Annotated in this window: 22 protein-coding genes; 13 read left to right on the top strand and 9 right to left on the bottom strand. The window is 73.2% G+C overall.

The features are described 5' to 3' along the window. Positions 1 to 11 precede the first annotated feature (11 nt). Together AC3IX6_RS27330 and AC3IX6_RS27325 are read right to left on the bottom strand one after the other, a co-directional pair. The gene (locus AC3IX6_RS27330; protein ID WP_489365491.1) at positions 12 to 938 is read right to left on the bottom strand and encodes a 2-dehydropantoate 2-reductase; all 927 of its coding nucleotides are present in this window, start codon (positions 936 to 938) and stop codon (positions 12 to 14) included. Next, the gene (locus tag AC3IX6_RS27325; protein ID WP_489365489.1) at positions 935 to 1,642 is read right to left on the bottom strand and encodes an NADPH-dependent F420 reductase; all 708 of its coding nucleotides are present in this window, start codon (positions 1,640 to 1,642) and stop codon (positions 935 to 937) included. The genes AC3IX6_RS27330 and AC3IX6_RS27325 overlap by 4 nt, the downstream gene beginning before the upstream one ends. A gap of 162 nt (positions 1,643 to 1,804) precedes the next feature. On the opposite strand from AC3IX6_RS27325, the gene AC3IX6_RS27320 reads away from it, so the two are divergent. Continuing rightward, positions 1,805 to 2,395 carry a hypothetical protein gene (locus AC3IX6_RS27320; RefSeq protein ID WP_489365488.1) on the top strand — a complete coding sequence of 197 codons (591 nt, stop codon included), beginning with the start codon at positions 1,805 to 1,807 and terminating at the stop codon, positions 2,393 to 2,395. Positions 2,396 to 2,548: 153 nt separating this feature from the next. Here the strand turns inward: AC3IX6_RS27320 and AC3IX6_RS27315 are convergent, their stop codons facing one another. Further along, entirely contained in the window at positions 2,549 to 3,478 is a 930-nt protein-coding gene (locus AC3IX6_RS27315) for a Gfo/Idh/MocA family protein (protein ID WP_489371575.1), read from the bottom strand. A gap of 281 nt (positions 3,479 to 3,759) precedes the next feature. Here AC3IX6_RS27315 and glnII point away from each other — a divergent pair, with 281 nt between their 5' ends. The 5 genes from glnII to AC3IX6_RS27290 all read left to right on the top strand — a co-directional run bounded on the left by glnII (position 3,760) and on the right by AC3IX6_RS27290 (position 8,479). Next, positions 3,760 to 4,779 (top strand): glutamine synthetase, encoded by a 1,020-nt coding sequence (gene glnII, locus AC3IX6_RS27310; protein WP_385377575.1) that lies wholly within the window; start codon positions 3,760 to 3,762, stop codon positions 4,777 to 4,779. A 96-nt stretch (positions 4,780 to 4,875) separates the two neighbouring features. Beyond that, positions 4,876 to 5,211: a hypothetical protein gene (locus tag AC3IX6_RS27305; protein WP_489365486.1), complete on the top strand. Its 336-nt coding sequence runs from the start codon at positions 4,876 to 4,878 to the stop codon at positions 5,209 to 5,211. Further along, positions 5,212 to 5,508, top strand: a complete 297-nt coding sequence (locus AC3IX6_RS27300) for a DUF6891 domain-containing protein (RefSeq protein WP_489365484.1) — start codon at positions 5,212 to 5,214, stop codon at positions 5,506 to 5,508. A gap of 352 nt (positions 5,509 to 5,860) precedes the next feature. Beyond that, the gene (locus AC3IX6_RS27295) at positions 5,861 to 6,460 is read left to right on the top strand and encodes a winged helix-turn-helix domain-containing protein (RefSeq protein WP_489365483.1); all 600 of its coding nucleotides are present in this window, start codon (positions 5,861 to 5,863) and stop codon (positions 6,458 to 6,460) included. 162 nt (positions 6,461 to 6,622) lie between these two features. Next, the gene (locus AC3IX6_RS27290; protein ID WP_489365481.1) at positions 6,623 to 8,479 is read left to right on the top strand and encodes a serine/threonine-protein kinase; all 1,857 of its coding nucleotides are present in this window, start codon (positions 6,623 to 6,625) and stop codon (positions 8,477 to 8,479) included. 53 nt (positions 8,480 to 8,532) lie between these two features. Here the strand turns inward: AC3IX6_RS27290 and AC3IX6_RS27285 are convergent, their stop codons facing one another. Together AC3IX6_RS27285 and AC3IX6_RS27280 are read right to left on the bottom strand one after the other, a co-directional pair. Then, the gene (locus tag AC3IX6_RS27285; RefSeq protein ID WP_489365479.1) at positions 8,533 to 10,080 is read right to left on the bottom strand and encodes a PepSY-associated TM helix domain-containing protein; all 1,548 of its coding nucleotides are present in this window, start codon (positions 10,078 to 10,080) and stop codon (positions 8,533 to 8,535) included. 85 nt (positions 10,081 to 10,165) lie between these two features. After that, on the bottom strand, positions 10,166 to 10,930 hold the full coding sequence (locus tag AC3IX6_RS27280) for a hypothetical protein (protein ID WP_489365478.1): 765 nt from the start codon (positions 10,928 to 10,930) through the stop codon (positions 10,166 to 10,168). Between the two features lie 66 nt (positions 10,931 to 10,996). Between AC3IX6_RS27280 and AC3IX6_RS27275 the strand changes: the two genes are divergently transcribed. The 7 genes from AC3IX6_RS27275 to AC3IX6_RS27245 all read left to right on the top strand — a co-directional run bounded on the left by AC3IX6_RS27275 (position 10,997) and on the right by AC3IX6_RS27245 (position 18,014). After that, positions 10,997 to 11,656: a rhomboid-like protein gene (locus AC3IX6_RS27275; RefSeq protein WP_489365476.1), complete on the top strand. Its 660-nt coding sequence runs from the start codon at positions 10,997 to 10,999 to the stop codon at positions 11,654 to 11,656. Between the two features lie 49 nt (positions 11,657 to 11,705). Then, a complete protein-coding gene (locus AC3IX6_RS27270; RefSeq protein WP_489365474.1) occupies positions 11,706 to 12,521 on the top strand; it encodes a tyrosine-protein phosphatase in 816 nt (271 codons plus the stop codon). A gap of 135 nt (positions 12,522 to 12,656) precedes the next feature. Next, positions 12,657 to 14,585 (top strand): hypothetical protein, encoded by a 1,929-nt coding sequence (locus tag AC3IX6_RS27265; RefSeq protein ID WP_489365472.1) that lies wholly within the window; start codon positions 12,657 to 12,659, stop codon positions 14,583 to 14,585. Positions 14,586 to 14,686: 101 nt separating this feature from the next. After that, positions 14,687 to 15,589: a metal-dependent hydrolase gene (locus tag AC3IX6_RS27260; protein ID WP_489365470.1), complete on the top strand. Its 903-nt coding sequence runs from the start codon at positions 14,687 to 14,689 to the stop codon at positions 15,587 to 15,589. Then, positions 15,586 to 16,635 carry a PDR/VanB family oxidoreductase gene (locus tag AC3IX6_RS27255; protein ID WP_489365468.1) on the top strand — a complete coding sequence of 350 codons (1,050 nt, stop codon included), beginning with the start codon at positions 15,586 to 15,588 and terminating at the stop codon, positions 16,633 to 16,635. The genes AC3IX6_RS27260 and AC3IX6_RS27255 overlap by 4 nt, the downstream gene beginning before the upstream one ends. Before the next feature lie 35 nt (positions 16,636 to 16,670). Beyond that, positions 16,671 to 17,429: a TetR/AcrR family transcriptional regulator gene (locus tag AC3IX6_RS27250; RefSeq protein ID WP_489365466.1), complete on the top strand. Its 759-nt coding sequence runs from the start codon at positions 16,671 to 16,673 to the stop codon at positions 17,427 to 17,429. Positions 17,430 to 17,468: 39 nt separating this feature from the next. Next, positions 17,469 to 18,014 carry a GNAT family N-acetyltransferase gene (locus AC3IX6_RS27245; protein ID WP_489365464.1) on the top strand — a complete coding sequence of 182 codons (546 nt, stop codon included), beginning with the start codon at positions 17,469 to 17,471 and terminating at the stop codon, positions 18,012 to 18,014. 42 nt (positions 18,015 to 18,056) lie between these two features. On the opposite strand, the gene pulA is transcribed toward AC3IX6_RS27245, so the two are convergent. The 4 genes from pulA to AC3IX6_RS27225 all read right to left on the bottom strand — a co-directional run bounded on the left by pulA (position 18,057) and on the right by AC3IX6_RS27225 (position 26,644). Continuing rightward, entirely contained in the window at positions 18,057 to 23,429 is a 5,373-nt protein-coding gene (gene pulA, locus AC3IX6_RS27240) for a pullulanase-type alpha-1,6-glucosidase (protein WP_489365462.1), read from the bottom strand. A 41-nt stretch (positions 23,430 to 23,470) separates the two neighbouring features. Beyond that, positions 23,471 to 25,261, bottom strand: a complete 1,791-nt coding sequence (locus AC3IX6_RS27235; protein ID WP_489365461.1) for a carbohydrate-binding module family 20 domain-containing protein — start codon at positions 25,259 to 25,261, stop codon at positions 23,471 to 23,473. A 214-nt stretch (positions 25,262 to 25,475) separates the two neighbouring features. Then, complete coding sequence (locus AC3IX6_RS27230; RefSeq protein ID WP_489365459.1) at positions 25,476 to 26,096, bottom strand: hypothetical protein; 621 nt, start codon at positions 26,094 to 26,096, stop codon at positions 25,476 to 25,478. A gap of 80 nt (positions 26,097 to 26,176) precedes the next feature. Continuing rightward, positions 26,177 to 26,644 carry an RICIN domain-containing protein gene (locus tag AC3IX6_RS27225; RefSeq protein WP_489365457.1) on the bottom strand — a complete coding sequence of 156 codons (468 nt, stop codon included), beginning with the start codon at positions 26,642 to 26,644 and terminating at the stop codon, positions 26,177 to 26,179. Positions 26,645 to 26,678 lie beyond the last annotated feature (34 nt).

The raw sequence follows: 26,678 nt of genomic DNA, 5'->3' as shown, positions 1-26,678 counted from the left end.
CCTGGCCGGCTCTACTCCCCCTCCGCCACCCGCCGCTGGTGGACCCGCAGTTGGAGCGTCGCGAGGTCGAGGAACGGGGTGGGGACGGCGAGGTCGCGGGCGCGGGCGGACAGGTCGCCGAGCACGTGCTCGACCTCGGTCGGGTGACCGGCGAGCAGGTCCCGGTACAGCGACGGGGTCAGCGGCGAGTCCGGGGCGGCCAGCGTCCGGGCGGTGAAGCCGCGTTCGGATTCCGGCACCGGGTACCCGGCGGCGGCCGACACGGCGGCCGCCTCCGCGAGGACCGCGAGGCCGAACCCGGTCCCGCCGGGCACGGCGCTGACCTCGCCGACGGCTCCGCGCGCCAGGGAGGTCACCGCCACCAGAGTGGTGATGAAGACCCACTTGTGCCACATGGCGCCGATGATGTCGGGCACTTCGGGGGTGTCGATCCCCGCCCCGGCCAGCACCTCGCGGACGGCGTCCACCCGCGCCGAGGGACGGCCGTCGCGTTCGCCGGTGAGCACCACGGTGGGCGGAGCCATGCGGAGGATGTCGCCGTGCTCGTTCAGGGTGGTGACGACCTTGGCCACGCCGCCGAGCACCGCCGCGTCCCCGAACCGGTCCGCGAGGTGGTCGAGGTGGGCCATTCCGTTGAGCAGGGGCAGGATCGCCGTCCCGGGACCGACCGCCGGCGCGAGGTCCCGTACGGCCGCTTCGAGGGAGGTGGACTTCACGGACAGCAGGACGAGGTCGTACGTCCCCTCCAGCGCGTCGGCGGTGACGAGCCTCGGCGCGAGCACGATCTCCTCCCCCGGCCCGCTCACCCGCAGCCCGCGCGCCCGCAGGGCCTCGGCCCGCCGGGGGCGCACCAGGAAGGTGACGTCCCGGCCGGCCCGGGCGAGGCGCGCTCCGAAGTAGCCGCCCGCGGCGCCGGCTCCGACCGTCAGGATCCTCATCCGGCGGAGCCGGCGGGCCGGACGGCCTTGGCCAGCGCGGTGCGGACGGACGCGGCGTCGGCGACGGTCCCGGGGTCCTCGGCGAGGCCTCCGGGACGGGCCGGGTCCTCGGCGTACGGGAGGACGTACACGGGCGTGTCGCGCTGGAAGCGCCAGCTCTCGGCGAGCTCCCCCGCGTCGACCGCGTCGTAGCCGAGCAGGTCGAGGAGGCGGGTTGCGGACGCGCGGGCGGCCGGATCCTCGCCGGCGATCGGCAGGGCCGAGCGGTCCGGGGAGCCGGCCGGGCGGGCGAGGGCGAGCAGGTGCTTGAAGTAGATGTTGTTGAACGCCTTGACGACCTGCGCCCCGGAGAGGTGTTCCTGGACGAGCCCGCTGGTGGTGGCCTCCTCCGCCTCCAGCGCGGGGAAGACCCCGTCCCGCTGGGGGTAGTAGTTGAGCGTGTCGAGCACGACCTTGCCCGCCAGCACCTCGGCGGGCAGCTCGCGGTAGCTCCCGAGCGGGATGGTGGCCACGACCCAGTCGCCGGCGGCCGCCGCCTCGACCGGGGTGGCGGCCCGGGCCCGCGGGCCGAGCTCGGCGACCAGGGCGTCCAGGGTCTCCGGCCCCCTGGAATTGCTGAGGACCACGTCCAGCCCCGCGTCCACGGCGAGCCGCGCGAGGGTGCTTCCGATGTTGCCGCTTCCGATGAGTCCAAGAGTTGCCATGCGGGGTTCAAGTCGCCCGCGATCCACGGTATTCCGCCGTTGCGCCGCCGGGGTGAGGCCTCGCCGTCCCCCCTCCCGTCACGGCCCTTCACCTCGGCCCCATCCCGCGCCTCGTAGGGTGGGGGAAGCACAAAGGGGACGTACCGCACCAAAGGATTCATCGTGAACGAGCAGCAGCACCCGCGTCCCACCGCGCCCGGCGAGCCCCCGGTGCCGCCCGGGCCGCCGGGGCCGCCGGGCCTCCCGGTGTCCCAGCTCCCGCCGCTCCCGCCGCCCCGGCGCGGCGCCGACTGGATGTTCGGCGGGGTGTACGGGACCGTCCTCGCGTCCGGGCTGCTGGCCGCGCTCGACCAGAAGGGCGGGGAGTACACCCCCTTCTACGACGCCAGCTGGGTGCTCGTCACCGCCGCCACCGCCGGGCTCGCGCACGGGTACTCGCACCACATGAGCACCCATCAGGCCGGCTCGGCCGGGCACCGGTGGCGGATCCTCGGACGGGCGCTGTGGAACGAGTGGCCCATGATCGCGGCCACCCTGCCCACGGTCCTGCTCCTGCTCGTCGCCGGACTCACCGGCTGGGACTCGCACGGGGTCACGGCCGTCGGGCTCGGCGTGAACACCGCGATGCTGTTCGCCTGGGGAGCCTTCGTGGCCCTCCGGGTCGGCTACAAACTCGGCTCGGCGCTGCTCATCGGGGTCGCCGACGCCACGATCGGGCTGGCCATCATCGCGGCCAACGCGGTCATCAAATAGCGCCGAACGGCCTGCCGGGCCGGACAGCCGGACGACCCGAACAGCCCGCCGGGCCGAACAGCCCGCCGGGCCGGACAGCCCGGCGGGCCGGACGGAGAGACCCCGTCCGGCCCGAGCGGCGGACCCCCCGAGCAGCGGCTCCCGAGGGGCGGCTCACTCCGGCAGCTGGGCCTCCGCCTCCGCGAGGATCTCCGTCAGCCGGGCCCCGAACTCCGCCCCCCGTACGTCCGGCACCCCGGTGCGGGCCGAGGTGAGGAGCGCGTCCACGGCGCGGCCGTAGGCCCCCGGGACGTTGCTCCACTCCGGCAGGCCGAAGACGCCGGCGGTCCCGCGCAGCTCCAGCCCCACCCCGGCGGCCGCGCGCGGGGAGCTGAGGCTGAGCACGGCGGTGCTGGCCGCGCCGGAGGTGTGGCGCAGGGCCAGCTGGACCACGTCGGCGGGGCCGCGGGTGGCGCTGACCTCGGTGACGTCGCCGAGCACGGGGATGAGTACGGACAGGGCGTGCGGGCCCACGTCCCACAGCCCGCCCTTGGCCTTGCGCCAGGGCGAGTCGGCGTAGGCGCTGGGCTCGCCGTCGGGCGGGAAGACCGCGCCGAGCCAGTGCGCGGCGGCGGTGAACCAGCCCGTGCGCTCCGCCTGCTCCGCGACCCAGCCGGCGGTCGGCTCGGCGAAGCGCAGGGTGAGGAAGACCACGGAGGCGACCCGGTGCTCGGCCACGGCGGCGGCGACCGCGCGGGCGTCGGCCGGGGTCGTGGCGACGGGCTTGTCGAGCAGCAGGTGGCAGCCGGCGGCGGCCGCGCGCACGGCGAGCGGGGCCTGTACGTCGGGCGGGAGCGCGAAGGCCACGGCGTCACAGTCGGCGAACAGCGCGTCGGGGTCTTCGTACACCTTCACCCCGTACTCGCGCGCCAGTTCGGCCGCGGCTTCGGGGCGCCGGCCCCAGACTCCGGCGAACTCGGAGCCGGGGTGTGCGGCGAGGGCGGGGGCGTGCGTGCGGCGGGCCCATGGGCCGGTGCCCAGCAGCCCGATCCGGGGGCGGGGCCCGGGAGCGGCCTCTTCGGCGGCATCTCCGGCGGACGTCAAATCGTACGAAATGCTCACCCGCCCAGTCTGCCCCACCCGTACGGGCGTCCCGACGGCAACCCTCTCGACCACGCCCACCTGCGGCGTAAACCTCGGTAACACGGGGTTCACACACGGGCAACGGAAGAGAAACCGCGAGCGGGCACGCTGCGGTCTACACCGCAGAACGAATGTCGCAGTACGCGAGCCACAGGGACGTGAACCGCCGTACGCGATCCGCAGGACGCAGCGCAGCACCCGCAGAGTCTGCGCCGGAGCGACGCACCGAAGGATGGGGCCCCGTGAGCTACAAGGCTGAGTACATCTGGATCGACGGAACCGAGCCGACGGCGAAGCTGCGCTCCAAGACCAAGATCATGGCGGACGGCGACGCGCTGCCGATCTGGGGCTTCGACGGTTCGAGCACCAACCAGGCCGAGGGCCACGCCTCCGACCGCGTACTGCAGCCGGTGTTCACCTGCCCGGACCCGATCCGCGGCGGCGACAACGTCCTCGTCCTGTGCGAGGTCCTGAACATCGACATGACCCCGCACGAGTCGAACACCCGCGCGCTGCTGCGTCCGATCGCCGAGAAGTTCGCCGCTCAGGAGCCGATCTACGGCATCGAGCAGGAGTACACCTTCTTCGACGGCACCCGCCCGCTCGGCTTCCCGGTCAACGGCTTCCCGGCCGCGCAGGGCGGCTACTACTGCGGCGTCGGCTCGGACGAGATCTTCGGCCGCGACATCGTCGAGAAGCACCTGGACCACTGCCTCGCGGCGGGCCTGGCGATCTCCGGCATCAACGCCGAGGTCATGCCCGGCCAGTGGGAGTTCCAGGTCGGCCCGGTCGGCCCGCTGGAGGTCTCCGACCAGCTGTGGATCGCGCGCTGGCTGCTCTACCGCACCGCCGAGGACTTCAACGTCTCCGCGACGCTGAACCCGAAGCCGGTCAAGGGCGACTGGAACGGCGCGGGCGCGCACACCAACTTCTCCACGAAGGCGATGCGCGAGGACTACCGCGCGATCATCTCCGCGGCGGAGTCGCTGGGCGAGGGCAGCAAGCCGCTGGACCACGTCAAGAACTACGGCGCCGGCATCGACGAGCGCCTGACGGGCCTGCACGAGACCGCCCCGTGGAACGAGTACAGCTACGGGGTCTCGGACCGCGGCGCCTCCGTCCGCATCCCGTGGCAGGTCGAGAAGGACGGCAAGGGCTACATCGAGGACCGCCGCCCGAACGCGAACGTGGACCCGTACGTGGTGACCCGCCTCATCACGGACACCTGCTGCACCGCCCTGGAGAAGGACGGCCTGGTCTGATCCCGGCCCACCACCCCTGACACCACCGCGGCGCCCGCCTTCCCCCCGGGGAGGGCGGGCGCCGCGCTGTCGGTGGCACCTGCCATCGTGTGCGCCATGCTGCCCGTCACCCTGCGCACCGAGTCCGCCGAGGCCTACCGCCGCCCCGCGCTCCCCTGGCTGTCCGAGATCGTCGGGCGCATCGGCGCCGACGGCGACCACTTCCTCATCGTGGAACGGCTCCCGGACGAACCGGACGCGTACGTCCAGGTCTGGCACGAGACGGGCGGGGACTACCAGCTGGAGTATCGCGACGGCTCAGCCGACCGGCACTTCCGGGCCTGCGTCCGCACGGCGGGCGAGGTGGTGGACGTGATGGCCCGCTGGGCCCGCCGGGAGAAGGGCTGGGACCTCGGCCCGGTGTGGGAGCGGCTGGAGTTCCCGGTGGAGTAAGTGCCGCCGCTCGCCCCGGAGGTGGAGCGGGAGCCGACCGGGATCGTGCGGGAGTGGCTGCGGTGCGGCTACGACGACCGGGCGACCCTGAGCGAGAACGCCGAGGGCGCCGCGGCGGGGCACGACCTGCGGCTGCTCCACGGGGGCTTCGAGCCGGGCGAGGAGCTCCCGGCCTCCGTGGGCCGGGAGGTCGTGGCGGCGCTGGACGCGGTCGGGCCGAATTGGGCGTGGGACGGATCGGCCCACGATGCGATACGGGTGACCGGGATGGAGTGGCGGAAGCGGCTCGGCGGGTGACGGATTGCCGGGATTGCAATGGTCCGTTCATGCCATGATCACGGAATGTGGGATTCCGCTCCACTAAGTGAGACGGGGTCTGCCCCGGCGCCTCCAGATCTGCTTGAATGGGGCCATGGCCAGCTACTTGCACACCTCGACAGGTCGCAGCGACCTCGAGCCGTTCTGGCCTTCCCGTCAGGATCACGATTTCGACCGGGTGTGTTGCCGCGCGAAGAACGCGCCGGCCCTCTAAAGCCTCCGGGACTTCCAACCGACCTCCCCCAGGCCTTCGGTCTGCGCGGTACGACACAAGACGACGCCTTTACGTACGTCTCCTGCCGACCACTCCGCGTGAAAGAGCTGACCACTCATGGCGAACACCCGTTCCTTCGCTTCCGCCGCCTCCGCTGCGACCTCTCCCCTGACCTACCCGAGCTTCCCGCCCAGTCCGCGCCACCGCCTGCGGGCCGTGGACCGCGACGAGGTGGGCGCCGTTGCCCGCGTAGCGGACTTCCTGCCGCCCGGCGCCACCTGGCTGCCCGCCCCCGCGCACACCCTGCCCACCCTCCCCGGCCAGCCGCCGATGGTCGGGTACCTGGTGCTCGTACCGGCCGACCAGCAGCCGGTGGCCTTCTCCCCCCAGTCCGTTCCCGCCGCCCCTGCCCCCGGCGCGGCGCCCGTCACCGGTGACTCACTGGTCCGCATCGACCCGGCGCAGCGCACCGCCGAGGTGGACGGCGAGGTCCTGGACCTGACGTACCTGGAGTTCGAGCTGCTGGCCCACCTGGTCGCGCACCCGCACCGGGTGCACAGCCGCGACCAGCTGGTGACCACCGTCTGGGGCTACGGCCACGTCGGCGACGGCCGCACGGTAGACGTGCACGTCGCGCGGCTGCGCCGCAAGCTGGGCGCCGCCCACCGCGGCGCGATCCAGACCGTGCGCCGGGTGGGCTACAAGTACGCCCCCTGACCGGGACGAGGGCGGGCCCGTACTGACGAGGGGGAGTACGGGCCCGGGGGGCGGGCGGGCGGGCCGGAAGAGGTCGGACCGCCCAACTCGGGCCTTCACAAAGGGGATTTCCTCGCACATCCGCCCTGATCAGGCCCGGTCCCTGACGTAGGCTTTTCCGTCGTGACCATCGGAACCGGCAGCGTACTTGCCCCACTTGAGCCCCAGGACCCCCGCGAGACCGCCGGCTACCGGCTGATCGCCCGGATCGGCGAGGGCGGCATGGGCACCGTCTACCTCTCGCACACGCGCGGCGGGCAGCCCGTCGCGCTGAAGCTGATCCGCCGGGAGTTCGGGCAGGACCCGGACTTCCGGAGCCGGTTCGAGCAGGAGGTCCGGGCCGCGCGCCGGGTGCAGGGCTACCACCTCGTACCGGTCCTCGACCACGACACCACGGGCGCCTCGCCCTGGCTCGCCTCGGTGTTCGTACCGGGACTCTCGCTGCACGACGCCCTGAACGCCTACGGTCCGCTCCCGCTCGGCGCCGTGTTCCAGCTGATCGGCTGCACGGCGCGGGCCCTCGGCTCCATCCACGCCGCGGGGGTCGTGCACCGCGACCTGAAGCCCGCCAACCTGCTGCTCGGCGCGGCCGGGCCGTACGTCATCGACTTCGGGATCGCCCGGGCCGCCGACAGCACGCAGCTCACCCGCACCGGCGGGGTCATCGGCACTCCGCAGTACATGTCCCCCGAACACGCGCTGGGCGCCGAGGTCACCACCGCGGGCGACCTGTTCGCGGTCGGCCTCATCGCCGCGGTCGCGGCCACCGGGCGGCACCCGTACGGGGAGGGCGGGGCCACGGCCCTCGGCGTGCGGATCGCCAACACCGACCGGCTTCCCCCGGACCTGAGCGGCTACCCGCTCGAACTGCGGCCGCTGCTGGAGCGCTGCCTGACGGCGGATCCGGCGGCCCGGATCGGTACGGACGAGCTCGCCGCGATGTGCGAACTGTTCACCGGGCGACCGCTGAACGATTTCGACGGCTGGCTCCCGGAGCCGGTCGGGCAGGAGATCGCCCGGCGGGTGCGGGCCGCGGAGAATCCGCCGGTGCCGACGGTGCTGGACTCGGGCGGGAGCGGTGCGGGAGCCGCCGCGGGTACGGGAGCAGCCGCGGGTGCGGGAGCCGCCGCGGCCGCCGGTGGGTTCGGACCGGCCGGTACGGGACCGGGGACCGGGACCTCCGGCGCCTTCGGCGGGGTCCACGGCGCGGACACCGCGTTCGCGCCGCCCCGGCCCGCCGGGCCGCCGCGGCCGAGCCGCCCGACGCCCGCGCCATCGCCGGCCACGGCCGCGGCTCCCGCTCCCGCCCCCGCCCCCGCCCCGGCACCCAAGGGGTTCCGCGGCGCGCTCGTCGCCGCCTGCCTCGTCCTCGCCGTCGCCGCGGGAGCCGGCACGGTCTGGCTGCTGGACGGGGACGACTCCAAGGACGACGCGAAGGCACCCGCCGCCCGGCAGGAGACCCCGGCCGCGGCCGCGTCCGGATCACCGGACCCGGCCCAGGCCTCCGCCCCGCCGAAGTCCTCGCCCTCGGCCTCCGCCCCGCCGAAGGCCGCGTACACGCTGGTCTTCCAGGACAAGCCCCTGACCCTGCGCGCCCCTTCCTCCAGCACCGGAACCCACGTCGACCTGGACGCTCCGAAGGTCGTTCCCAACGGAGAGATCGGCGCGGACCGGGACATGGAGCTCACCTACCACGACTGGAGCGACGCGGGCCTGGTCTTCCAGACGGCCACGGGCAAGAGCCCGGGCACCACGCCGGAGGAGTGCAAGGACGCCGTCGCCACCAATGCCCTGGCCTCCAAGCTGACAAGTGACCAGCTCGAACAGGGCAAGGAGCTCACGAAGGGCACCGTGCTGTGCACGGTCACCAGCGACGGGAACCTGGCGATGCTCCGCATCACCGAGGTGGTGCCCCACAAGGGCGGCTTCCGCCCCGTGCCCGACTACGTCACCGCACTCACCCTCTGGAAGATCGGCTGACGCCGTGGGCCCCGGTGCTCCTCAGGAGGAGGCCCGGGCCCACGGACAGTGATCTAGACCTCGGCGCCGGCCCCGGCCCCGCGCCTCGAAGCCACGAAGCCCAGCACCAGGTCGCCCGCGAGGAACACCAGCAGGCTGATGCCCAGCATCGGTACGAACCAGCCCACGACGGCCGTCGCCGCGGCCAGCGGCAGCAGCGCCGTCACCGGCAGCTTCCGCCACGCCCCGCGCGGCTGGGGGCGGCCGGCCGAGAGCGTGCGCTCCTTGGTCGGTCGGCGCAGCCACCACATGCGGTAGCCCCAGACGACCATGGACATCACCAGGACCGCCAGCACGGCCAGGGCCAGCTGGTTGGCGAGCCCGAAGGTCAGGCCCATGTGCAGGTCGATGCCGAAGCGGGTGAGCTGGGCGAGCAGCGGGTGGTCGGCGAAGCGGAGCACGTCCATGACCCGGCCGTCGGCGGGGTCCACGGAGACCGCGTCCAGGTGCACCGGCACCTGCTTGTCCTGCTCCTTGACCACATAGCCCTTGCCCGCGGCGGGCAGGGTGATCCGCAGCGACTCGGTGACCCCGGCGGACCGGGCCGCCGCCACCGCTCCGTCGAGGCCGATTACACCAACCGGCACCGGCGGCGCCGACGGGGCGGGCGCCGCCTGGTCACCGGCGGCCGCGCCGTGCCCCGCGTGCTCGCCACCGGCGTCGGCGGCCGGCGCGCCCGGGAGCTTGGCGGCCACGGCCGGGGTGCCCCCGCCGAGACCGTCCTTGAGTTCCCCGATGTTCTCGCCGGCGTACCGCGACCAGGTCAGGCCGGTGGCGGAGAGGCCCACGAGGCCGAGCACGATCCAGACGCCGACGGAGCCGTGCCAGGACAGGGTCTTGCGGCGGCCGGTCGCCTTGCGGTCGGGCACGACGAGGGCCGCCTTACGGGCCCGCTTGCGGCCGATCCACAGCGCGAGTCCGCCCAGCGCGACCACCCACAGCCAGCTCGCGGCGAGTTCGCTGTAGTTCCGCCCGAACTCCCCGAGCTGGAGGCTGGAGTGGAACTCGCTCAGCCAGGCCCGCAGCGGCAGCGCGTCGCCGACGGTGGTGAGCTTCCCGCGGACCTCGGCCGTATACGGATCGACGAACACGGTGAGGGTCTCGCCCTCGGCGAGTTCCGGGCTCTCCATGATCACCCGGGTGGTGGCGTCCGCCTCCGGCGCGGGCCACACGGCCGCGACCGCGCCCTGGGGGGCGGCCTTCTTGGCCGCGTCGACCTGGGCGCTGAGCGGCTGCGCGCTCGCGCCGACGCGGTCGACCGTCAGCTCGTCGGCGTAGAGGATCTTCTCGGCCTGCCAGGAGCCGGCGTAGAGCAGCCCGGTGGTGGCGGCGACGAGCAGGAGCGGGGCGATCAGCACCCCGGCGTAGAAGTGCAGGCGCAGGAGCAGCGGCCGCAGGGCGGCCCAGGTACCGGGCGTGCGGGCGGGGGCGGTTCCGGGCTCGGTTCCGGGCTCGGCTACGGGCTCGGCTATGGGCTCGGTCGCGGGCAGGGTTCCGGTGTCGGTTCCGGATTCAGGTGCGTCGGGGTCCGCTGCGCGGACGACGACCTCGTCGAGAGACATGGGTGTCCTAGGTGTTGGCGAAGACAGGGGTGAGCGGCCCCTGGTCTCGCCCCCTCACCCGAGGCGGGGAGGGCGCGCCGTTCGGTCAGGCGCGGGCAGGACGGCCGGGGGCCGTGATACGGATCCGTCCGCGCGCGGGCGGCCCGCGCCGCTCGGCGGTGTGCGCGTGCACGGCACCGCGCAGGGTGCGCGGCCGCCGGTACCCGGCGGGCCGGAACGCCGGCGCCGGCGGTACGGGGATCCCGCGCGCGCGGAGCAGGGCGAGGACCCGGGAGAGCGGCCGGGCGGCGAGCAGCGCCCCGGCCGCGAGGACGGCGGTGAGCCGGAAGACGGCGGCCTCGCCCCAGGCGAGCCAGAGCGCGCAGAACAGCCCGGCGAGGAGGTGCGCGGCGATCATGCCGAGCCCGTCGTGGGTGTGGCCGGCGGCCATGTCACCCATGCCGGCCACGGCGCTCATGCCGTCCATCGCGGCCATGCCGTCCATGCCGTCCATGGAGGTCATGCCGTCCATGGCATGCGCCCCGTGCACGGCATCCGCGGCATCCGCGCCCGTGTCCGTGCCGCCGCCCCCGCCCTCACCCGTCCGGTGCCGGCCACCGGCCGAGGCGGAGAAGACGAGGTGCAGGACCGCCTGTACGGCGAGCATCGCCGCGGCGATGGAGAGGGGTCCGCGCCGGCGCCCGGCGGAGAGCCAGGCGAGCCCTCCGGTCAGCCCGAATGCGGACAGAAGACCCAGTGCGGGAAGGTCCGTACCGGACATGTACGAATGCCCCGCCGCACCCAGTGCGACGGCCACCGCCGCGAAGAGCGCGGCCCGCATGGCGCGCATCGGCGCGGGGCTGTGTGACATGACCTGCGCATGGTGCCATGGCCCCCCGCCTCGCCGTACGGCACCCCCGTGGCCGATCATGGACGGATGAGCCCCCTGTCCTTGACGGTCCCGCTGAGCGCGGTGTACACGGGCACGGTCCAGCTCGGGGCGTACGCCCTGGAGCGGCTGGATCCGGCGGCGCGGGAGCGGCTGCTGCGCCGGTGCTCCACCAACAGCGACAACCTGGAGGCCGGCCGCTGGGAGACCCTGCCGGCCAGTGCCTTCCTCGTCGAGGAGCCGATGCCGCTGCCGTACGCGCTCCTGCTGGTGGCCGTCCTCGGGTACGCCGAGTACGCCTACGGGGCCTGGTGGACGGCGGCCGCCTTCCTGTTCGGGCACGTCACGGCCACCCTGCTGGTCCACGGGGTGCTCCGCCGGACGGCCGGCCCCCGGACCCGGCGGGCGGTGGACGTGGGCACCAGCTACGGCTTCAACACCGTGCTCGGGGCGCTGACCTCGGCGCTTCCGCGCGGGCCGGTGCGCAGCACCGCCCGGGTCTGCCTGCTGGCGCTCGCCGTCCGGCCGGTGCTGCGGCGGGAGCGGACCTTCACCGACGCCGGGCACCTGGTGGCCCTGGGGCTCGGCCTCGGGGTCTCGCTGGCCGCCGATTACCTTTCCGGAGCGAAATCTCCGAAAATCATACGGATGACACGCGTCACCCAGCGCGCTTCATCCCGAGCCGTCCCTCGCCATCCATTTCCCTGATCATTCGATTCTCTGATCACGCTTCTCTGATCACGTTGGAGCCGCCACGATGACCGTCACCACCGCCAAGACCGTCGCCAACCTCCGTGACCTCGGCGGCACCCCGCTCGCCGGGGGCCGCAGCGTCCGCCCGGGTCTGGTGCTGCGCTCCGGCCAGCTCGACCGGCTCGACCTCGACGTCGACCAGGTGGTGGCCGCGCTGGGCATCGGCACCGTCATCGATTTCCGTACCGGCGTGGAGCGCGGCGAACACCCCGACCGGATGCCGGCCGGCGCCCGGCTGCTCATAGCCGACGCCCTGGCCGACAAGATGGCGGCCGACAGCACGGGCGACGGCGGCCCCGGGAAGATACCCGCCGCCCAGCTCAAGGACATCCTGTCCGACCCGGTCGTGGCGGAGGAGCACCTGGGCGGCGGCAAGGTCCAGGCCCTGTTCACCAGCCTCTACCGCTCCCTGGTCAGCTCCGCCTCCGCGCAGTCCGCGTACCGGCTGCTGCTCACCGAGCTCGCCGACCCGCAGTCCGGGCCGGTGCTCTTCCACTGCACGGCGGGCAAGGACCGTACGGGCTGGGGCGCGACCGTGGTCCTGTCGCTGCTCGGCGCCGACGACGAGACGCTGATGACCGAGTACCTGTCGGTCAACCCGGCGGTGCGGATCGCCTTCGCCCCGATGATCGAGGGCTTCACGGCGGCCGGCGGTGACCCGGACATCGCACTGGCGCTGATCGGCGTCTTCCCCTCCTATCTGGAGGCCGCGCTGGACGAGGTGAACACGCGCTACGGCTCGATGGAGAAGTACGTGCGCGAGGGACTCGGCGTCTCCGACGAGACGGTCGAGGCGCTGCGGGCCCGCCTGATCGCCTGATCGCCTGATCGTCGGATCGCCCGGGCCCCGCGGCGGGATCCTGCGGCCCCGCCGGGAGAGCCGGTCCGAAGGTCCCGTCCGAACATGCGCGCTGGGACCCGGTGACCATCCGACCATTCGCTCGTTCTGCTGAACGTGACTGCGCCGGATACCGCCACCCGCCCCCTCTCCCCCGATGTCGAGCAGGCCGAGGCCGCCATCGTCGAGCACTATCCCCGGCTGGTGCGGCTGGCCTACCTGGTGCTGCCGCCCGCCCTCGGCCGCAACCGGCGGGTCCTCACCGCCCACTCGCTGGCCCAGCGCGCCCTGCCGCGCGGACGGCGGGACGGGGCGGCCGCGGCCCAGGCGGCGGTGCAGGGCGGGGTGCCGGGGCAGCGGGGCGGGGCGGGTCCCGAGTCGGGGTACGCGTACGTACGGCTGCGCGTGCTGCGCTCCGCGCTGGAGGCCGGGATCCCGCTGACGTTCCGCGCGCTGCCCCGGCGGGCTCAACTGCCGCCGGCGCTCCCCCAGGTGTGGGGGCTGCGGCTGTTCCCGCGCTCGGGCGGGGCCGAGGAGCTGGCGCTGGACCAGTGGCTGGCCACCCTCGACGGGCCGGGCCGGGCCGCGTGCGTGCTGCGGGCGCTGGAGCGGCTGCCCGAGCCGGAGGTGCTGCGGGTGCTGACCGAGGCGGGGGTGGTCAATCCGGCCGCCGCCGTCGCGGAGTCCGGGGACCCCTCGACCGACGAGCTGTTCGCCTCCCCCGAGTTCGACCCCTGCGTGCTCCAGGCCCGGCCCACCGACCTGCTGCGCCGCCGCCGGCTCGTGCGGGCCGGGATCGCCGCCGGGATCGCCCTCGCCGTGTGCGGGGTGCTGCTCTCGCTGCCCGGCGGCGGGTGGGGGGCCGACGGGGCCGCTGCCCCGCTCTACGCGAAGAACGCGGCGGCGGAGCAGGCGCTGGATCCCGGGCAGCTGGTCCGGGTCGCGCCCACGGTCTGGCGTACGGCCTCCCGCACCGACTACTCCGGCTGGCCCGCGCGCGGCGACCGCGTCGACGATGCCGCGCTGCTGCGGCGGGCGCTGGCCGTCTGGGCCCGGCCGGGCCGCTCGGTCGTGGTCTCGGCCACCCCGGGCACCCCGTCGGGGCCGCCGATGGGGCCCCCGCAGCTGCTGTTCGCCGGGACCGTCGACCAGGCCGTCGTGGTCCTGCTGTACGACGGCCTGCGCGTGGTGCGGTACGCCGAACCGCGCTCCGGCACCGAGATCGCCGCCCTCGACTTCGCCCGGACCGACGGCGCCTCGGCGGACACGGCGGCGGCCCTGGTGCTCAGCCGGGTCGACGGCAACGTCCGCTATCTGACGGCTCCTTGGGTGACGGCCGCGACGCAGCGGGACCTGCTGAAGCCGGGGGAGGCTCCGGCGGGACTGGAGCTGACGCCGGAGGGGATCACTCCGCCGGTGCCGAGCCCGGCCCCGGAGGGCGCGTGTACGAGCTGGAACGCCCTGGCCGTGACCGGTGACGGCGCGACCCGGCTGATCACCGACCTGGGCGAGCTGACCCCGGCCCGGCTGACCTCGGGGGCGCCGGGCGCCGAGCGGAACGTGACGGAGGGCGCGGAGCTGGGCGACTGGTCGCGGATCGCGTGCCTGCTGCCTTCGGTGCGCTCGCACGGGGTGCGCACGGTCAACGCGTGGACGTACGCCAAGCAGCCGCTGCCCGAGGGCGACGGCACGGCGACCTGGCTGTGCACCCGGGCGGAGACCTGGCAGGGCACGGCGGACCGGGTGCAGGCGCAGTTCCTGGCCCCGGGCGCACCGCTGGCGGCGCAGGCGGCGAAGGCGGAGGGCTCGCCGGCGTGCGGGCCGCGGGAGCCGCGGGTGCTGGCCGGGGTGCTGTGGAAGTCGAAGGCCGGGCAGTGGTACGTCCTGGCGGCGGGCAGTGCGCAGTTCGCCTCGCTGACCGTGGGCGGCGGCCAGGTGAGCGGGGTCGCGGTGGGCAACCGGCTGGCGGTGAAGGCTCCGGCGGGGGCGCAGGTGGAACTGACGGGCAAGCTCACGGACGGTTCGAAGGCGGGGGTGTTGAGGTAGTCCCGGCCCTGGCCGGGAGGTAGCCCCGGCCAGGGCCGGGGGCGGCAGGAAGTGGCGGTAGAGGGGTTTCCCTCCCCTCTACCCATCAGTACATTGACGCCATGTCTAATACGCCGCCCGCGTCGCCCGCCCCCGTGGCGTCGGAGCACATAGATCTGAAGGCCCGGAACGTGTCCTTCTCCTGGGAGGACACCCCGCTCCACTGGCTGCCCGGCGATCCCTTCGCCAACCACACCATCAACGTGCTGCACCTGCTGCTCCCGGCGGGCGAGCGCTGGTTCGTGCACGTCTACAAGCAGGTGCTCCCGTACATCACGGACGAGCAACTGCGCGAGGACGTCGTCGGGTTCATCGGCCAGGAGGCCATGCACGCCGGCGCGCACGACGACGTGCTCCCCCACCTCAAGCGGCTGGGCCTGGATCCGACGCCCTACACGGCGCAGATCGACTGGCTCTTCGAGAAGCTGCTCGGCGACCGGACGCTGCCGCCGGGCGCGCCCCGCAAGTGGTGGCTGATGGAGCGCGTGGCGATGATCGCCGCGATCGAGCACTACACGGCCTTCCTGGGCAACTGGGTGCTCAACGCGACCGAACTGGACCGGCGCGGCGCGGACCCGATGATGCTGGACCTGCTGCGCTGGCACGGCGCGGAGGAGGTCGAGCACCGGTCGGTGGCCTTCGACCTGTTCATGCACCTCGACGGCGGCTACCGCCGCCGGGCGCGCACCTGGGCCACGGCCTTCACGGCGCTGGTCTTCCTGTGGCAGCGCGGATCGCGCTACTTCATGGAGCACGACCCCGGACTCCCGCCCGGCTCCAAGGCCTCGGTGGGGCAGTTCTACCGCTCGGGCCGCAAGGGGACCCTGCCGTCCACGGGCGCGATGCTGAAGTCGATCCCTACGTACCTCTCGCGCAGCTACCACCCCTCGCAGGAGGGCTCCACGGCGCAGGCCGTCGCCTACCTGGCCTCCTCGCCCGGCGCGAACGGCGGTGGCCACCGATGAGGCGCGCCCTCACGGTGACCGCGCTCGCGGGCGCCGCGTGGCTGGCGAAGCGTGCGATCGGCCGGCGCATCGACTCCGGGTCGCCCCTCTGGCCGCTGCCCGCGCTGGAGACCCCGGTCTCGGGGTACTCGCCGCGCCGGTGGATCCCGGCGCTGATCGTCTCCCGTACGGAGCCCGCGGACGGGGTGCTGTCCCTGACGCTGGAATCGGCGGAGCTCCCGGAGTGGGCCCCGGGCGCGCACCTGGACGTGCTGCTCCCGTCGGGGCTGGTCCGCCAGTACTCCCTGTGCGGCGACCCCGCCGACCGGGGCCGCTACACGATCGCGGTCCGGCTCGTGGAGGACGGCCGCGGCGGCTCGCGCGAGGCGCACGCCCAGCTGGTGGAGGGTGCGGAGCTGCCGGTCCGCCCGCCCCGCAACCGCTTCCCGCTGGTCCCGGCGCCGTCCTACGCCTTCGTCGCGGGCGGGATCGGCATCACCCCGGTCCTCCCGATGCTCCGGGCGGCGACGGCGGCGGGCGCGGACTGGACCCTGCTCTACGGTGGCCGCTCGCGGGCCTCGATGCCCTTCCTGGCCGAACTCGCCCGGTACGGGGACCGGGTCACGGTCGTGCCCGAGGACGAGGCGGGCCTCCCCGACCTGAGCGTGCTCGGCGCACTCGGAGCGGACACGCCGGTCTACTGCTGCGGCCCGGCCCCGCTGATGGCGGCGGTCGAGGCGGCCGCGCCGGCGGGCACCCCGGTCCACTTGGAGCGGTTCGCCCCGGCGGCCGCGGGCGGGGACGCGAAGCCCTTCACGGTGGAACTCCGCCGCTCGGGGCGGATCGTGGAGGTGGCGGCGACGGAGTCCGCCCTGACCGCCGTCCGCCGGGAGCTCCCGAACACCCCGTACTCCTGCGAGCAGGGCTTCTGCGGTACCTGCCAACACCGGGTCCTGTCGGGGGACATCGACCACCGCGACACCCTCCTCACGGACGGCGAACGCGAGGACTCCATGCTCCTGTGCGTCTCCCGCGCGGCCTCGGACCGCCTGGTCCTGGACCTGTAGGGGGCCCCTGCGGGGGTGCGCAGTAGGGTGTCCGCATGACAACCGGGGTGCGGCGCAGGATGGGTGTCGAGGAGCGGCGGCAGCAGCTGATCGGGGTGGCGCTGGAGCTGTTCAGCCACCGGTCGCCCGACGATGTGTCCATCGACGAGATCGCGGCGGCCGCGGGGATATCGCGGCCGCTGGTCTACCACTACTTTCCCGGCAAGCTGAGCCTCTACGAGGCGGCGCTGCGGCGGGCGGCCGACGAGCTCGCGCTGCGGTTCGTGGAGCCCCGGGAGGGGCCGCTCGGGGCGCGGTTGCTCCGGGTCATGGGGCGGTTCTTCGCCTTCGTCGACGACCACGGGCCCGGCTTCTCGGCGCTGATGCGGGGCGGCCCGGCGGTCGGCAGCAGCCGGGCCAACGCGATGATCGACGAGGTCCGCCAGGCGGCGTACGAGCAGATCCTCGCGCACCTGGGCGTCGACCGTAAGGCGCCGCCCGCCCGGCTGGAACTCGTGGTGCGCTCCTGGGTGTCGCTGGCCGAGTCGACGGCGCTGATCTGGCTGGACGGCCGGCGGATCCCGCGCGCGGAGCTGGAGTTGCAGCTCGTGCACGACTTCGCGGCGCTGGCCGCGGTGAGCGCCGCCTACGACGCGGAGATGGCGGGGATCCTCGTACGGATCCTCGTGGACGAGCCGGCCGACGGGCCGTTCGGGGAACTGGTGGGGCGGCTGGTGGCCCTGGTCCCCAAAGAGCCCGGCGCCAAAGAGCCCGGCCCCACGGGGTCCGGCCCCTCGGTGCCCGGTCCGCGGTGACGGACCGTCCTTGATCGATTGGTGCGCAATAATGCCCGCGTGATCATTGACGACGGGATCGTGTTCCGGCTGGCCGAGGAGAAGGACGCCGGCACGCTGGTGGCCCTGTACGACCAGGCCGCCCGCTGGATGGCCGCGCACGGGATCGACCAGTGGAAGCCCGGGCAGAAGGACCTCGCGCACTTCCGGGCCGTCATGCGCGAGGGCGAGGCGTGGATCGCCTCGGACGGCAACGGGCACGCCGTCGGGGCGTACGAACTGTGGTGGTCCGACGAGGACGCCTGGGGCATCCAGCCGCCCGTGGCCGGCTACGTGCACCGGCTCATGGTCGAACGCGAGGCCGCGCCCGCCGGGGCCGGCCGGCGGCTGCTCGAACACTTCGAGCGGCGCATCGCCAGGGCCGGCCGCGAACGGGCGCGGCTGGACTGCGTCTCCACGAACCCCCGGCTGGTCGCGTACTACCAGTCCGCGGGCTACCGGGTGGTCGGGGAGTTCCCCCACAAGGTGGGCAAGGACGGGCAGGTGTACGGGGTGATCCTGCTGGAGAAGCGGCTGGACCAGCTGACCCTGGTCAACTCGGCCTGACGGCCGACCCGGCCTGACCCGTACCCCACCCGTCCCGGCGGGTCACCCCCGCTTGAAGACGGCCGCCGTGCGGGCCGGGACGGCGAACTCTCCCTTCGCCGGGTCGTACGCCGCCTGCCGGGTCACCGGGTCCGCGCCCGAGGCCTGGACCGGGTGCAGGGCGTAGGCCGTGCCCGCGAGGGCCGGTACCCGCTGGGTCCTGGCGGCGGGGGTGGCGTTGAAGACCACCACCAGGTCGCCCAGGGTCATCGTGATCACGCCCGGGGTCTCCTCGGTCCCCGAGAGGGGGAAGGCCAGCTTCGCCTGGACCGCCTCGGTGGTGGTGAGGGCGAAGGCGGGTTCCGTCGTACGGATCTTCAGCAGGTCCCGGTACGCGGACGAGGCGCCGTCGATCTCCGCGCAGCCGGGTGCGGGCGCTGCCAGCAGGGGCTTCGCGTAGAGCCACTTCGGGCGGTTGTCGGCCGCCGGGGGCAGGCCGCGGCCGAAGCCGTTGCCGTCCTTGCAGTCCCAGTGGATGGCGTTGAACCAGTCCCCGCTGTCGTAGGAGTTGCGGTCCAGGGACTTGGAGCGGAGCAGGTCGGTGCCCGCCTGGGAGAGGGCAGGGCCCTGGGAGAGGGCGGCGACGGACATCGCCAGGACCTGGGCGCGGGACCGGTCGGCCGTCGAGGCGCCCTCCGGGAGCTTGAACGCCAGGGCGTCGAAGAGCGTCTCGTTGTCGTGGGCGTCGACGTACGCGAGGGCGTCGCCGGGGGCCGCCGCGTACCCGGCCGGGGCTCCGTTGTAGTCCACCTCGGAGCCCTTGACCGCGCGGCCGGTGGAGTCCGTGAAGGCGTACCCGGCGAGGTTGCCGGTCAGCCCGACCTTGATCAGGTCCTGGTCGTGGAGGAGCCGGACGCGCTGCTGCTCCGGGGTGCCGTTCGCCGGGGAGGCGTTGGGGGCGGTGAACAGGCCGGAGGCGAAGCCCTGGACGCGCGGGTCCTCGTCGAAGGGGCCGCCGCCGCGGACCGCGTCGCGGGCCCGGTCGGAGAAGGTGGCGATGCCGGTGCCGGCCATGTTCTGCTGCGTGGCCTGCACGAAGCGGGCGTCGTTGGCGACCTCGCCGAAGTTCCAGCCCTCCCCGTAGAGGACGATCTTCTTCCCGTCGACCCCGTCCTTCTGGAGCGTCAGCGCGTCGAGGGCGGCGCGCACGGCCAGGATGTTGGCCTTCGGGTGGTGGCCCATGAGGTCGAAGCGGAAGCCGTCGACCTTGTACTGCTTGGCCCAGGTGACCACCGAGTCCACGACGAGGCGGCCCATCATGGCGTTCTCGGGGGCGGTGTTGGCGCAGCAGGTGGAGGTGGCGACGGAGCCGTCGGCCAGCAGCCGCTGGTAGTAGCCGGGGACGATGCGGTCGAGCACCGACTTGTCGGACTGGCCGGCGGCCACCGTGTGGTTGTAGACCACGTCCATGACCGTGCGCAGGCCCGCGCCGTTCAGGGACTGCACCATCCGCCGGAACTCCACGGTGCGGGCGGTGCCGTTGGGGTCGCTCGCGTACGAGCCCTCGGGGACGGTGTAGTGCAGCGGGTCGTAGCCCCAGTTGTAGGCGTCCTTCGCGGCCGCGGCGGCCACGCAGGCCTGCTGCTCCTCGGAGTCGGGGGCGTACGCCTTCAGGTCGCAGGCGGGTTCGGTGCGGTCCGCGGGCTTCTCGGGGATGGTGCCGATGTCGAAGGCGGGCAGGAGGTGGACGTACGAGGTCCCGGCGGCGGCCAGGTCGCGCAGGCGGCCCATGCCCGCCGAGGCGGTGTCCGTGAAGGCCAGGTACTGGCCGGGGTGGGTGGTGGTGCGGTCGGCGACCGAGAAGTCGCGGACGTGCAGCTCCTGGATCTGCGCGGAGGTGAAGGGGACGGGCGCGGGCTTCTTCAGCTCGCGCCAGCCGGGCGGGGCGAGCTTCGGATCGGCGAGGTCCACGGCCAGGCTGTACGCGGAGTCCGTGGTCAGCGCGGTGGAGTACGGGTCGGTGACCAGGTTGCGGACCACCTGGCCGGTGCTCGGGGCCCAGACGGTGACGGCGTAGCGGTAGCGCTTGCCGGTCCAGTCGCGGTCGCCGCGCACCGACCAGACGCCGGTGGTGTCGTCGCGGCGCATGGGAACGGTGCGGCCGCCGTCGAGTTCGAGGCTCACCTGCTGGGCGGTCGGGGCCCAGACGGAGAGCGTGGGGCGGCCGTCCTTGAAGACGGGGCCGAGGGCGGTGGTCGTCGTGTAGAGGTCGTCGAGGACCCCGGCGAGCTGGACTCCGGTGGCGGCGAGGACGGCGCCGTTGGCGGCGCGGGCACTGGCCACGAGCTGGCCGCGCAGGGCTTCGCGGACCCGGTCCCGGTCGCGCGGGTCGACGGTGTAGGCGGCGTACGCGGCCAGGTGCGGGTACTTCGTCTTCTGGGCGGCGCTCAGCTCGGTCCTGGCCAGCCGGAGCCACTGGGCCCGGCCGGTCAGGGTGCCGTTCTCGGCCTTGACGGCGCCTTCGCGGGAGGCGAGGAGCTGGAGGGAGGCGGCGGCGGGCGGGGCGTTCCAGGCGACCGTGTCGCGGTCGATCCAGACGGCCTGGGCCTTGGTGAGGTCCAGGGCGGCGGCCGACCCGGCGGGCTGCGGGAGGAGGTACTTCTCCTTGCCGCCCAGCATCCACACCTCGTGCCCGTTGCTCTTCAGGTCCAGGGACTGGTCGGACGGGAGGTCCTTCTCGTCGCCCTTGTGGAGGATGTAGCTGAGGCTGGTGGCTCCGGCGGCGAGGGGGACCTCGTAGACGGCGCCGTAGGAGTCGGTGCGGGTGGGGAGGACCGGCTTGGACCAGTCGGTGGGCGTCGCCGCTCCGGTCCAGACGTGCAGGCCCCAGCCCTCGTAGGCGCCGTCGGGGCGCTGGTAGTGCAGGACGGCCTTCGACTGGTCCTGCGGCGGGTAGGCGGGGCGGTCGGTGCGGGCGGGCTCCTTGCCCTGTTCGAGCCAGATCTCGCCGGTCTTCGTCACGTCGATGGTGCGGTCGGCGGCGACGTCCTTGGTGCCGTCCTTGTCGATGACGAGGTAGCCGACGCTGCTCGCCCCGGGCTTCAGCTTGACGTGGGCGAAGGCGCCGTAGGCGTCGCGGCCGGTGAAGTCGTGGCCGGCGGGCCAGGGAGTGGTCTCCCCCTCGGCGAGGTCGCCCCAGGCGAAGAGGCGCCAGTTCGTGTAGTCGCCGTCGGGGCGGTTGTAGTGGACGATCGCGTAGTCGCGCTGGGTGGCGGTGGGGACCTCGGCGGGCGGGGTCTGACCGGTGGCCGAGGCGGCGAGGGCGCTCGCGGTGCGGCCGGCGGAGTCGACGACCACGGCCTTGTACCGCAGCGGGGTGCCGGCGGCCGTGGCCGGATCGATGAACTGGGTGACCTTGTACGGGGCGTGGTCGGCGGAGCCGAGGACCTGCCACGTGCCGGTGCCGGTCTGGGCGGCGAAGACGACCCGGCTCAGGGGGTCGCCGGTGACCTCGGCGGAGAGCTCGACGGTGCCGGTGGCGCCGGGGGCCGGGGCCTTCAGGGTGAGGGCGGGCCGGGTGGTGGGCTTGGCGGCGGGGGTGGTGGCGCGGAGGACCACGGAGCCGAGGGCCGGGAGGGTGACGGTCAGCTTGCCGGCCGCGGAGGAGCGGATCAGCGTGGCCGTGCCGCCGTAGAGGGCGGCGTACTGGACGCCGGCCGGGGCGTCGAGGTCGATGGTGCGGGGCGCGGTGGCGTTGTTGGCCGCGACCAGGTACTCGGTGCGCGTGCGGGTGTCGGTGCGGGCGAAGGCGTAGGCCGACCCGTCGGAGAAACGTTCACTCTGGACGCCGTCCCGGAGGGCCGGGTGGTCCTTGGTCAGCTTGGAGAGAGCACTGATCTGCTTGTAGAGCGGGTGCTCCGGATCGTAAGCATCGCTCGCATGCGTGCGCACCGTTCCGAGCTGGTCGTCGTCCAGGTAGTCGGCCGCCTTGGAGGCGAAGAGGGGCTGGCGGGCGTCCTTGTCCCCGCCCGCGCCGGTGAAGCCCTGCTCGTCGCCGGAGTAGATCACCGGGTTGCCCCGGGAGAGGAACATCAGCTCGTTGGCCAGCCGGTACCGGTCCAGCAGTTCCTGCTCCCCGGCCCCCGGCCGGTCCTGCTTCAGGAAGGTGCCGAAGCGGCCCATGTCGTGGTTGCCGAGGAAGGTGACCTGCTCGTAGGCGTTCGCCTTGTCGGTGGTGTACCGGTAGTCGTCGCCGAAGACCGAGGCCAGCCGCCCGGCTCCCGCGCCCTGGGCGGCGTACGAACGGATCGCCTCCTGGAGCGGGAAGTCGAGGGTGGCGTCCAGGCGGCCCCGGGTCACGTACGGGGAGGTGATCGCGGTGTCGGCGGAGTAGACCTCGCCGAACATGAAGAAGTCCTTGCGGCCGTGCCGCGCGGCGTACGCGTCGAGGGCGGTGGCCCACTGGGTCCAGAAGCCGGTGTCGACGTGCTTGACGGTGTCGATCCGGAAGCCGTCGACGTCGAACTCCTCGACCCACTTCTCGTAGATCTTCTCCATCCCCTCCACGACCTCGGGACGCTCGGTCCACAGGTCGTCGAGGCCGAAGAAGTCGCCCTGGTCGGAGGATTCCCCGGCGAAGGTGGAGTCGCCCCGGTTGTGGTACATCGTCGGGTCGTTGAGCCAGGCCGGGACCTTCAGGTTCTTCTTCGCCGCGGGGACGAAGGGGGTGCGGGGGAAGGAGTCGCCGTCGGTCTTCGGGAACTTCCCCTTCCCTCCCGCATAGTCGCCGTCCTCGAACGGCTCCCCGTCCTTGGTCAGGTACGGGAAGGCGCCCTTGGACAGGTACCCGTAGGACGCCTCCCGGTAGTCGACGACGTCGGCGGTGTGGTTGGTGATGACGTCGAAGAAGACCTTCATCCCCTTCGCGTGCGCCTTGTCGATCAGCCGCTCCAGATCGGCGTTGGTCCCGAAGTGCGGGTCGACCTGGGTGAAGTCGGTGATCCAGTACCCGTGGTAGCCGGCCGAGACGTCCTTGCCCGTCCCCTGCACCGGCTGGTTCTTGAAGATCGGCGCCATCCAGATGGCCGTGGTGCCGAGCCCCTTGATGTAGTCCAGCCGGTCGGTGATCCCCTTGAGGTCCCCGCCCTGGTAGAAGCCCTTGTCCGCCGGGTCCAGCCCGGTCTCCAGCCGGGAACCGGTCAGCCCGCCCCGGTCGTTGCGCGGGTCGCCGTTCGCGAACCGGTCCGGGAGCACGAAGTAGAACTGGTCCCGGGTCAGGTCGTGCCGCGCGGCCTCGGCCGCCAGCTTGGCGTCCGAGGGCGGGGGCGGTGGCGCCTTGGCGGCGGCCGCCGCGGCGGCGGGCAGGGCGGGCAGGAGCGTCACGGCCAGGGTGGCGGCGAGCACTCCCGCGGCGCCGGCGAGGGCGGGGCGTATCAAGGCGGATCTCCTCGGGTGCGGGACGGGGTGGGGCGGGAGGGTCAGTTGCGCCAGGTGTCGGTCAGCGTGACCTTGCCGTTGGCGGGGACCGTGGCGGAGCGGTTGGCTCCGCTCTCCCAGGTGACGTTCCCGGCGGCGTCCTTGCGGACGTACTTGTACGCGAAGACCGTGCCGGGCGGAAGCGTGACGTCGAGCTTCCAGACGGGATAGGCGGCCGGGTCGAGCTTGAGCGCGGCGCCGGTGTTCCAACTGCCGAGCTCGGCGCGGTCACCGGTGACGTAGATGTTCTGGCCGACGACGGTGGTGGCGTTGACGGCGAAGGAGGCACCGGCGGCGGTGGTGGCGGTCGGAGTGGGCGTCGGGGTGGGCGTCGCGGTGGGGGTGGGCGTCGCGGTGGGCGTCGGGCTCGGGCTGGCGGTGCCGCCACACCCGCGGGCGCCCACGTGCAGGGCGACGGCCGTCCCGGCCCCGAGGGTGGCGGTGAACCGCCCGCCGGAGTCCACGGTCACCGTGCGGCCGCTCTGCACGTCGCAGTAGTCGCCGCCCGCGAGGGAGGTCTGGAAGGTCCGGGTCAGCGCCGAGCCCTCGTGGTTGATCGCCACGTACGCCTTGGCCCCGCGGCCGAAGGCGATCTGGTCGCCCCCGTTGTCCCACCAGTCGGTGACGGCCTGGCCCCGCGCGGAGTTGCGGAAGCCGACCATGGAGGAGAGCTCCCGCCAGGCGTGCTGGCACTTCCAGCCGTCGGTGTAACAGGCGTTCACGGCGCCGCCGTTCGGCGGTCCGGCGTCCCGGTCGGTCCACTCGTAGCCGGAGTGCACGTCGGGAGAGCCGTAGGGCCAGGCCAGCATGAAGACGCTCGCCAGGGTGTAGGCGGACCCGTCCTTGTAGCTGAGGGTGTCGCCGCCGCGCTCGGTGTCGTGGTTGTCGACGAAGACGGCGGACTGTCCGGAGGGCATGTGCCCCCAGGCCTCCCCGAAGTTCTTCAGATAGGCGAGGTTCTCGCTCTGGAACACCCGCTTGAGGTCCCGTGCGTAGCGGAACTCCTGCACGTCCCCGCTCCCGAGGTACTCGCTCGGCGAGACCGCCTCGCCGGCCCCGTGGATCGCTTCCTGCTTCCAGTAGGCGTTCGGGTTCGACATCCGGGACTTGATGTTGGCGAGGTCGGCGGCGGGCATGTGCTTGGCGGCGTCGATGCGGAAGCCGTCGACGCCGAGGGAGAGCAGGTCGTTGAGGTAGCCGGCGATCCGGCCGCGCACGTACTCCTCGCTCGTGTCCAGGTCGGCGAGCTGGACGAGCTCACAGTTCTGGACGTTCCCGCGGTCCTGGTAGTTCGATATCGAGGACCGGCAGTCGTCCATGTCGCCGCCGGAGTAGATGCCGGGGTAGTTGTACTTCGTGTACGAACTCCCGCCCGTTCCGGTCCCGTCCCCGGCCGCCATGTGGTTGATGACGGAGTCGGCGACGACCTTCACGCCGGCGGCGTGACAGGCGTCGACCATGGCCTTGAAGGCGGTACGGTCACCCAGCCGCCCGGCGATCTTGTAGCTGACGGGCTGGTACGAGGTCCACCACTGACCCCCCTGGATGTGCTCCTGCGGGGGCGACACCTGGACGTAGCCGTACCCGGCGGGCCCGAGGCTCTCCCCGCAGGCCTTGCCCACGGCGTCGAACCGCCACTCGAACATGACGGCGGTGACGTCCTTCTCACCTGGGGCGGCGGCGACGGCCTCGGGGGCGGGCCCCCCGACGACGGCGAGGGCGGCCACGGCGGTGACGGCGGATACGGAGAGCAGCGCGGCGGCGGCTCTGACGGCGCGGGCACGGGTTGGCATGCGGTGTTCCTCCTGGCGGAGAGGCACAGGACCGGGTGGGGACCGGTCACGGCCGAGTTGGGGATTGCAGCGACCGTAGGTGCCCGGCGGAACGGCTGCAAGACCTTGCGCAAGAGATTGCAGAATTGTTTCCGACCGGGGTCGGGCGTGGGGGCGCGCGAACGCCCACCAGCCCGTCGGGGTTGGTGGGCGCGTCGGATCGCCGGGCACCCGCCTATGGGTGCGGGAGGACGAAGTCGTAGTCGGGCCTGTTGGTCTGGCGGCTGTGGGCCCCGCCGGCGGCGCAGCGGCCGTTGTCCTGGAAGCCGTAGAAGAACATCACGTAGCACTTCGCGCAGAAGCGCCAGTTGCGCTGGCGGGTCGCCGTCTCCGGCACGTCGTGGGGGATGACGAAGTCGTAGTCGGCCGAGGGCTGGCGGCTGTGGGCGCCGCCGGCGGGACAGCGGCCGTTGTCCTGGAAGCCGTAGAAGAACATGTCGTAGCACTTGACGCAGAAGCGCCAATTGCGCTGGGCCGTCGGCGTCTCCGGCACGTCGTGGGGGATGACGAAGTCGTAGTCGGGCCTGTTGGTCTGCCGGCTGTGGGCCCCGCCGGCGGGACAGCGGCCGTTGTCCTGGAAGCCGTAGAAGAACAGGCCGTAGCACTTCGCGCAGAAGCGCCAGTTCGACTGGTTCGCCAGGGAATTGGATTCCTTCGCCGCCGCCGGGACGGCAAAGGCGCCCGCCACCGCCAGACCGGCCGTCACACCGAGCGCCCTGGACAGGAACGTCCGCCGGGCCGGGCCCTCGGTTCCGGAATGCTGGTTTCGCTCGTTCTCCATCGCCTGAAAGGACATGCGCCACCCTCTTTTCTGGTGATCTGAATTCGAAACGGGGGCCCGGGTCCGGCACGTGCGGTGCCGGACCGGGCCGGCGTTCAGAAGTCCCAGCTCTGGCTGCGCGCGCCGTTGCAGCTCCAGCTGACCAGGAGCTGGCCGTTGTCGGACCGGCCGCCCAGGATGTCGAGGCACTTCCCGTTCACCCGGTTGCGGATCTCGCCGCCGTTGCGGAACCACTTCTGGTGGCGGCCGCCGTTGCAGTCCCACATGCTCACCGAGCCCTGGTCCTCCATGTGGGGGCCGTAGATCTCGAGGCACTTTCCGTTCAGGTTGGAACGGATCTGCTCGCCGTCCCAGTACCACTGCTGGTTGGAGCCGCCGTGACAGTCGTACGTCACGACGGAGGCGCCGTTCTCCTGGTGGTACATGAAGATGTCGGCGCACCTCCCGTTCAGGTGGGACTTGAGGAGGGGCGCCGCGGCAGACGCGGGTGTGCCCGTCAACGTGGCGCCGGCCAGCAGACCGGTGGCCGCCAGCAGAAGCATCAGTCGCCGTACAGACCTCATGGATTCTCCTTCGTGTCGCCTTGCGCAGGTTGCG

It is taken from the genome of Streptomyces sp. GL_141, from assembly GCF_057834385.1.
Note: the sequence above shows the minus strand (reverse complement) of the source record. Positions and strands in the feature narration are given on the sequence as shown.

Excerpts from the sequence above, each read along its gene's own strand:
- AC3IX6_RS27330 (WP_489365491.1), bottom strand. The coding sequence starts at position 938 with ATGAGGATCCTGACGGTCGGAGCCGGCGCCGCGGGCGGCTACTTCGGA.
- AC3IX6_RS27325 (WP_489365489.1), bottom strand. The coding sequence starts at position 1,642 with ATGGCAACTCTTGGACTCATCGGAAGCGGCAACATCGGAAGCACCCTC.
- AC3IX6_RS27305 (WP_489365486.1), top strand. The coding sequence starts at position 4,876 with ATGCTGCCCGTCACCCTGCGCACCGAGTCCGCCGAGGCCTACCGCCGC.
- AC3IX6_RS27295 (WP_489365483.1), top strand. The coding sequence starts at position 5,861 with ATGGCGAACACCCGTTCCTTCGCTTCCGCCGCCTCCGCTGCGACCTCT.
- AC3IX6_RS27285 (WP_489365479.1), bottom strand. The coding sequence starts at position 10,080 with ATGTCTCTCGACGAGGTCGTCGTCCGCGCAGCGGACCCCGACGCACCT.
- AC3IX6_RS27280 (WP_489365478.1), bottom strand. The coding sequence starts at position 10,930 with ATGTCACACAGCCCCGCGCCGATGCGCGCCATGCGGGCCGCGCTCTTC.
- AC3IX6_RS27275 (WP_489365476.1), top strand. The coding sequence starts at position 10,997 with ATGAGCCCCCTGTCCTTGACGGTCCCGCTGAGCGCGGTGTACACGGGC.
- AC3IX6_RS27270 (WP_489365474.1), top strand. The coding sequence starts at position 11,706 with ATGACCGTCACCACCGCCAAGACCGTCGCCAACCTCCGTGACCTCGGC.
- AC3IX6_RS27260 (WP_489365470.1), top strand. The coding sequence starts at position 14,687 with ATGTCTAATACGCCGCCCGCGTCGCCCGCCCCCGTGGCGTCGGAGCAC.
- AC3IX6_RS27255 (WP_489365468.1), top strand. The coding sequence starts at position 15,586 with ATGAGGCGCGCCCTCACGGTGACCGCGCTCGCGGGCGCCGCGTGGCTG.
- AC3IX6_RS27250 (WP_489365466.1), top strand. The coding sequence starts at position 16,671 with ATGACAACCGGGGTGCGGCGCAGGATGGGTGTCGAGGAGCGGCGGCAG.
- AC3IX6_RS27235 (WP_489365461.1), bottom strand. The coding sequence starts at position 25,261 with ATGCCAACCCGTGCCCGCGCCGTCAGAGCCGCCGCCGCGCTGCTCTCC.
- AC3IX6_RS27230 (WP_489365459.1), bottom strand. The coding sequence starts at position 26,096 with ATGTCCTTTCAGGCGATGGAGAACGAGCGAAACCAGCATTCCGGAACC.
- AC3IX6_RS27225 (WP_489365457.1), bottom strand. The coding sequence starts at position 26,644 with ATGAGGTCTGTACGGCGACTGATGCTTCTGCTGGCGGCCACCGGTCTG.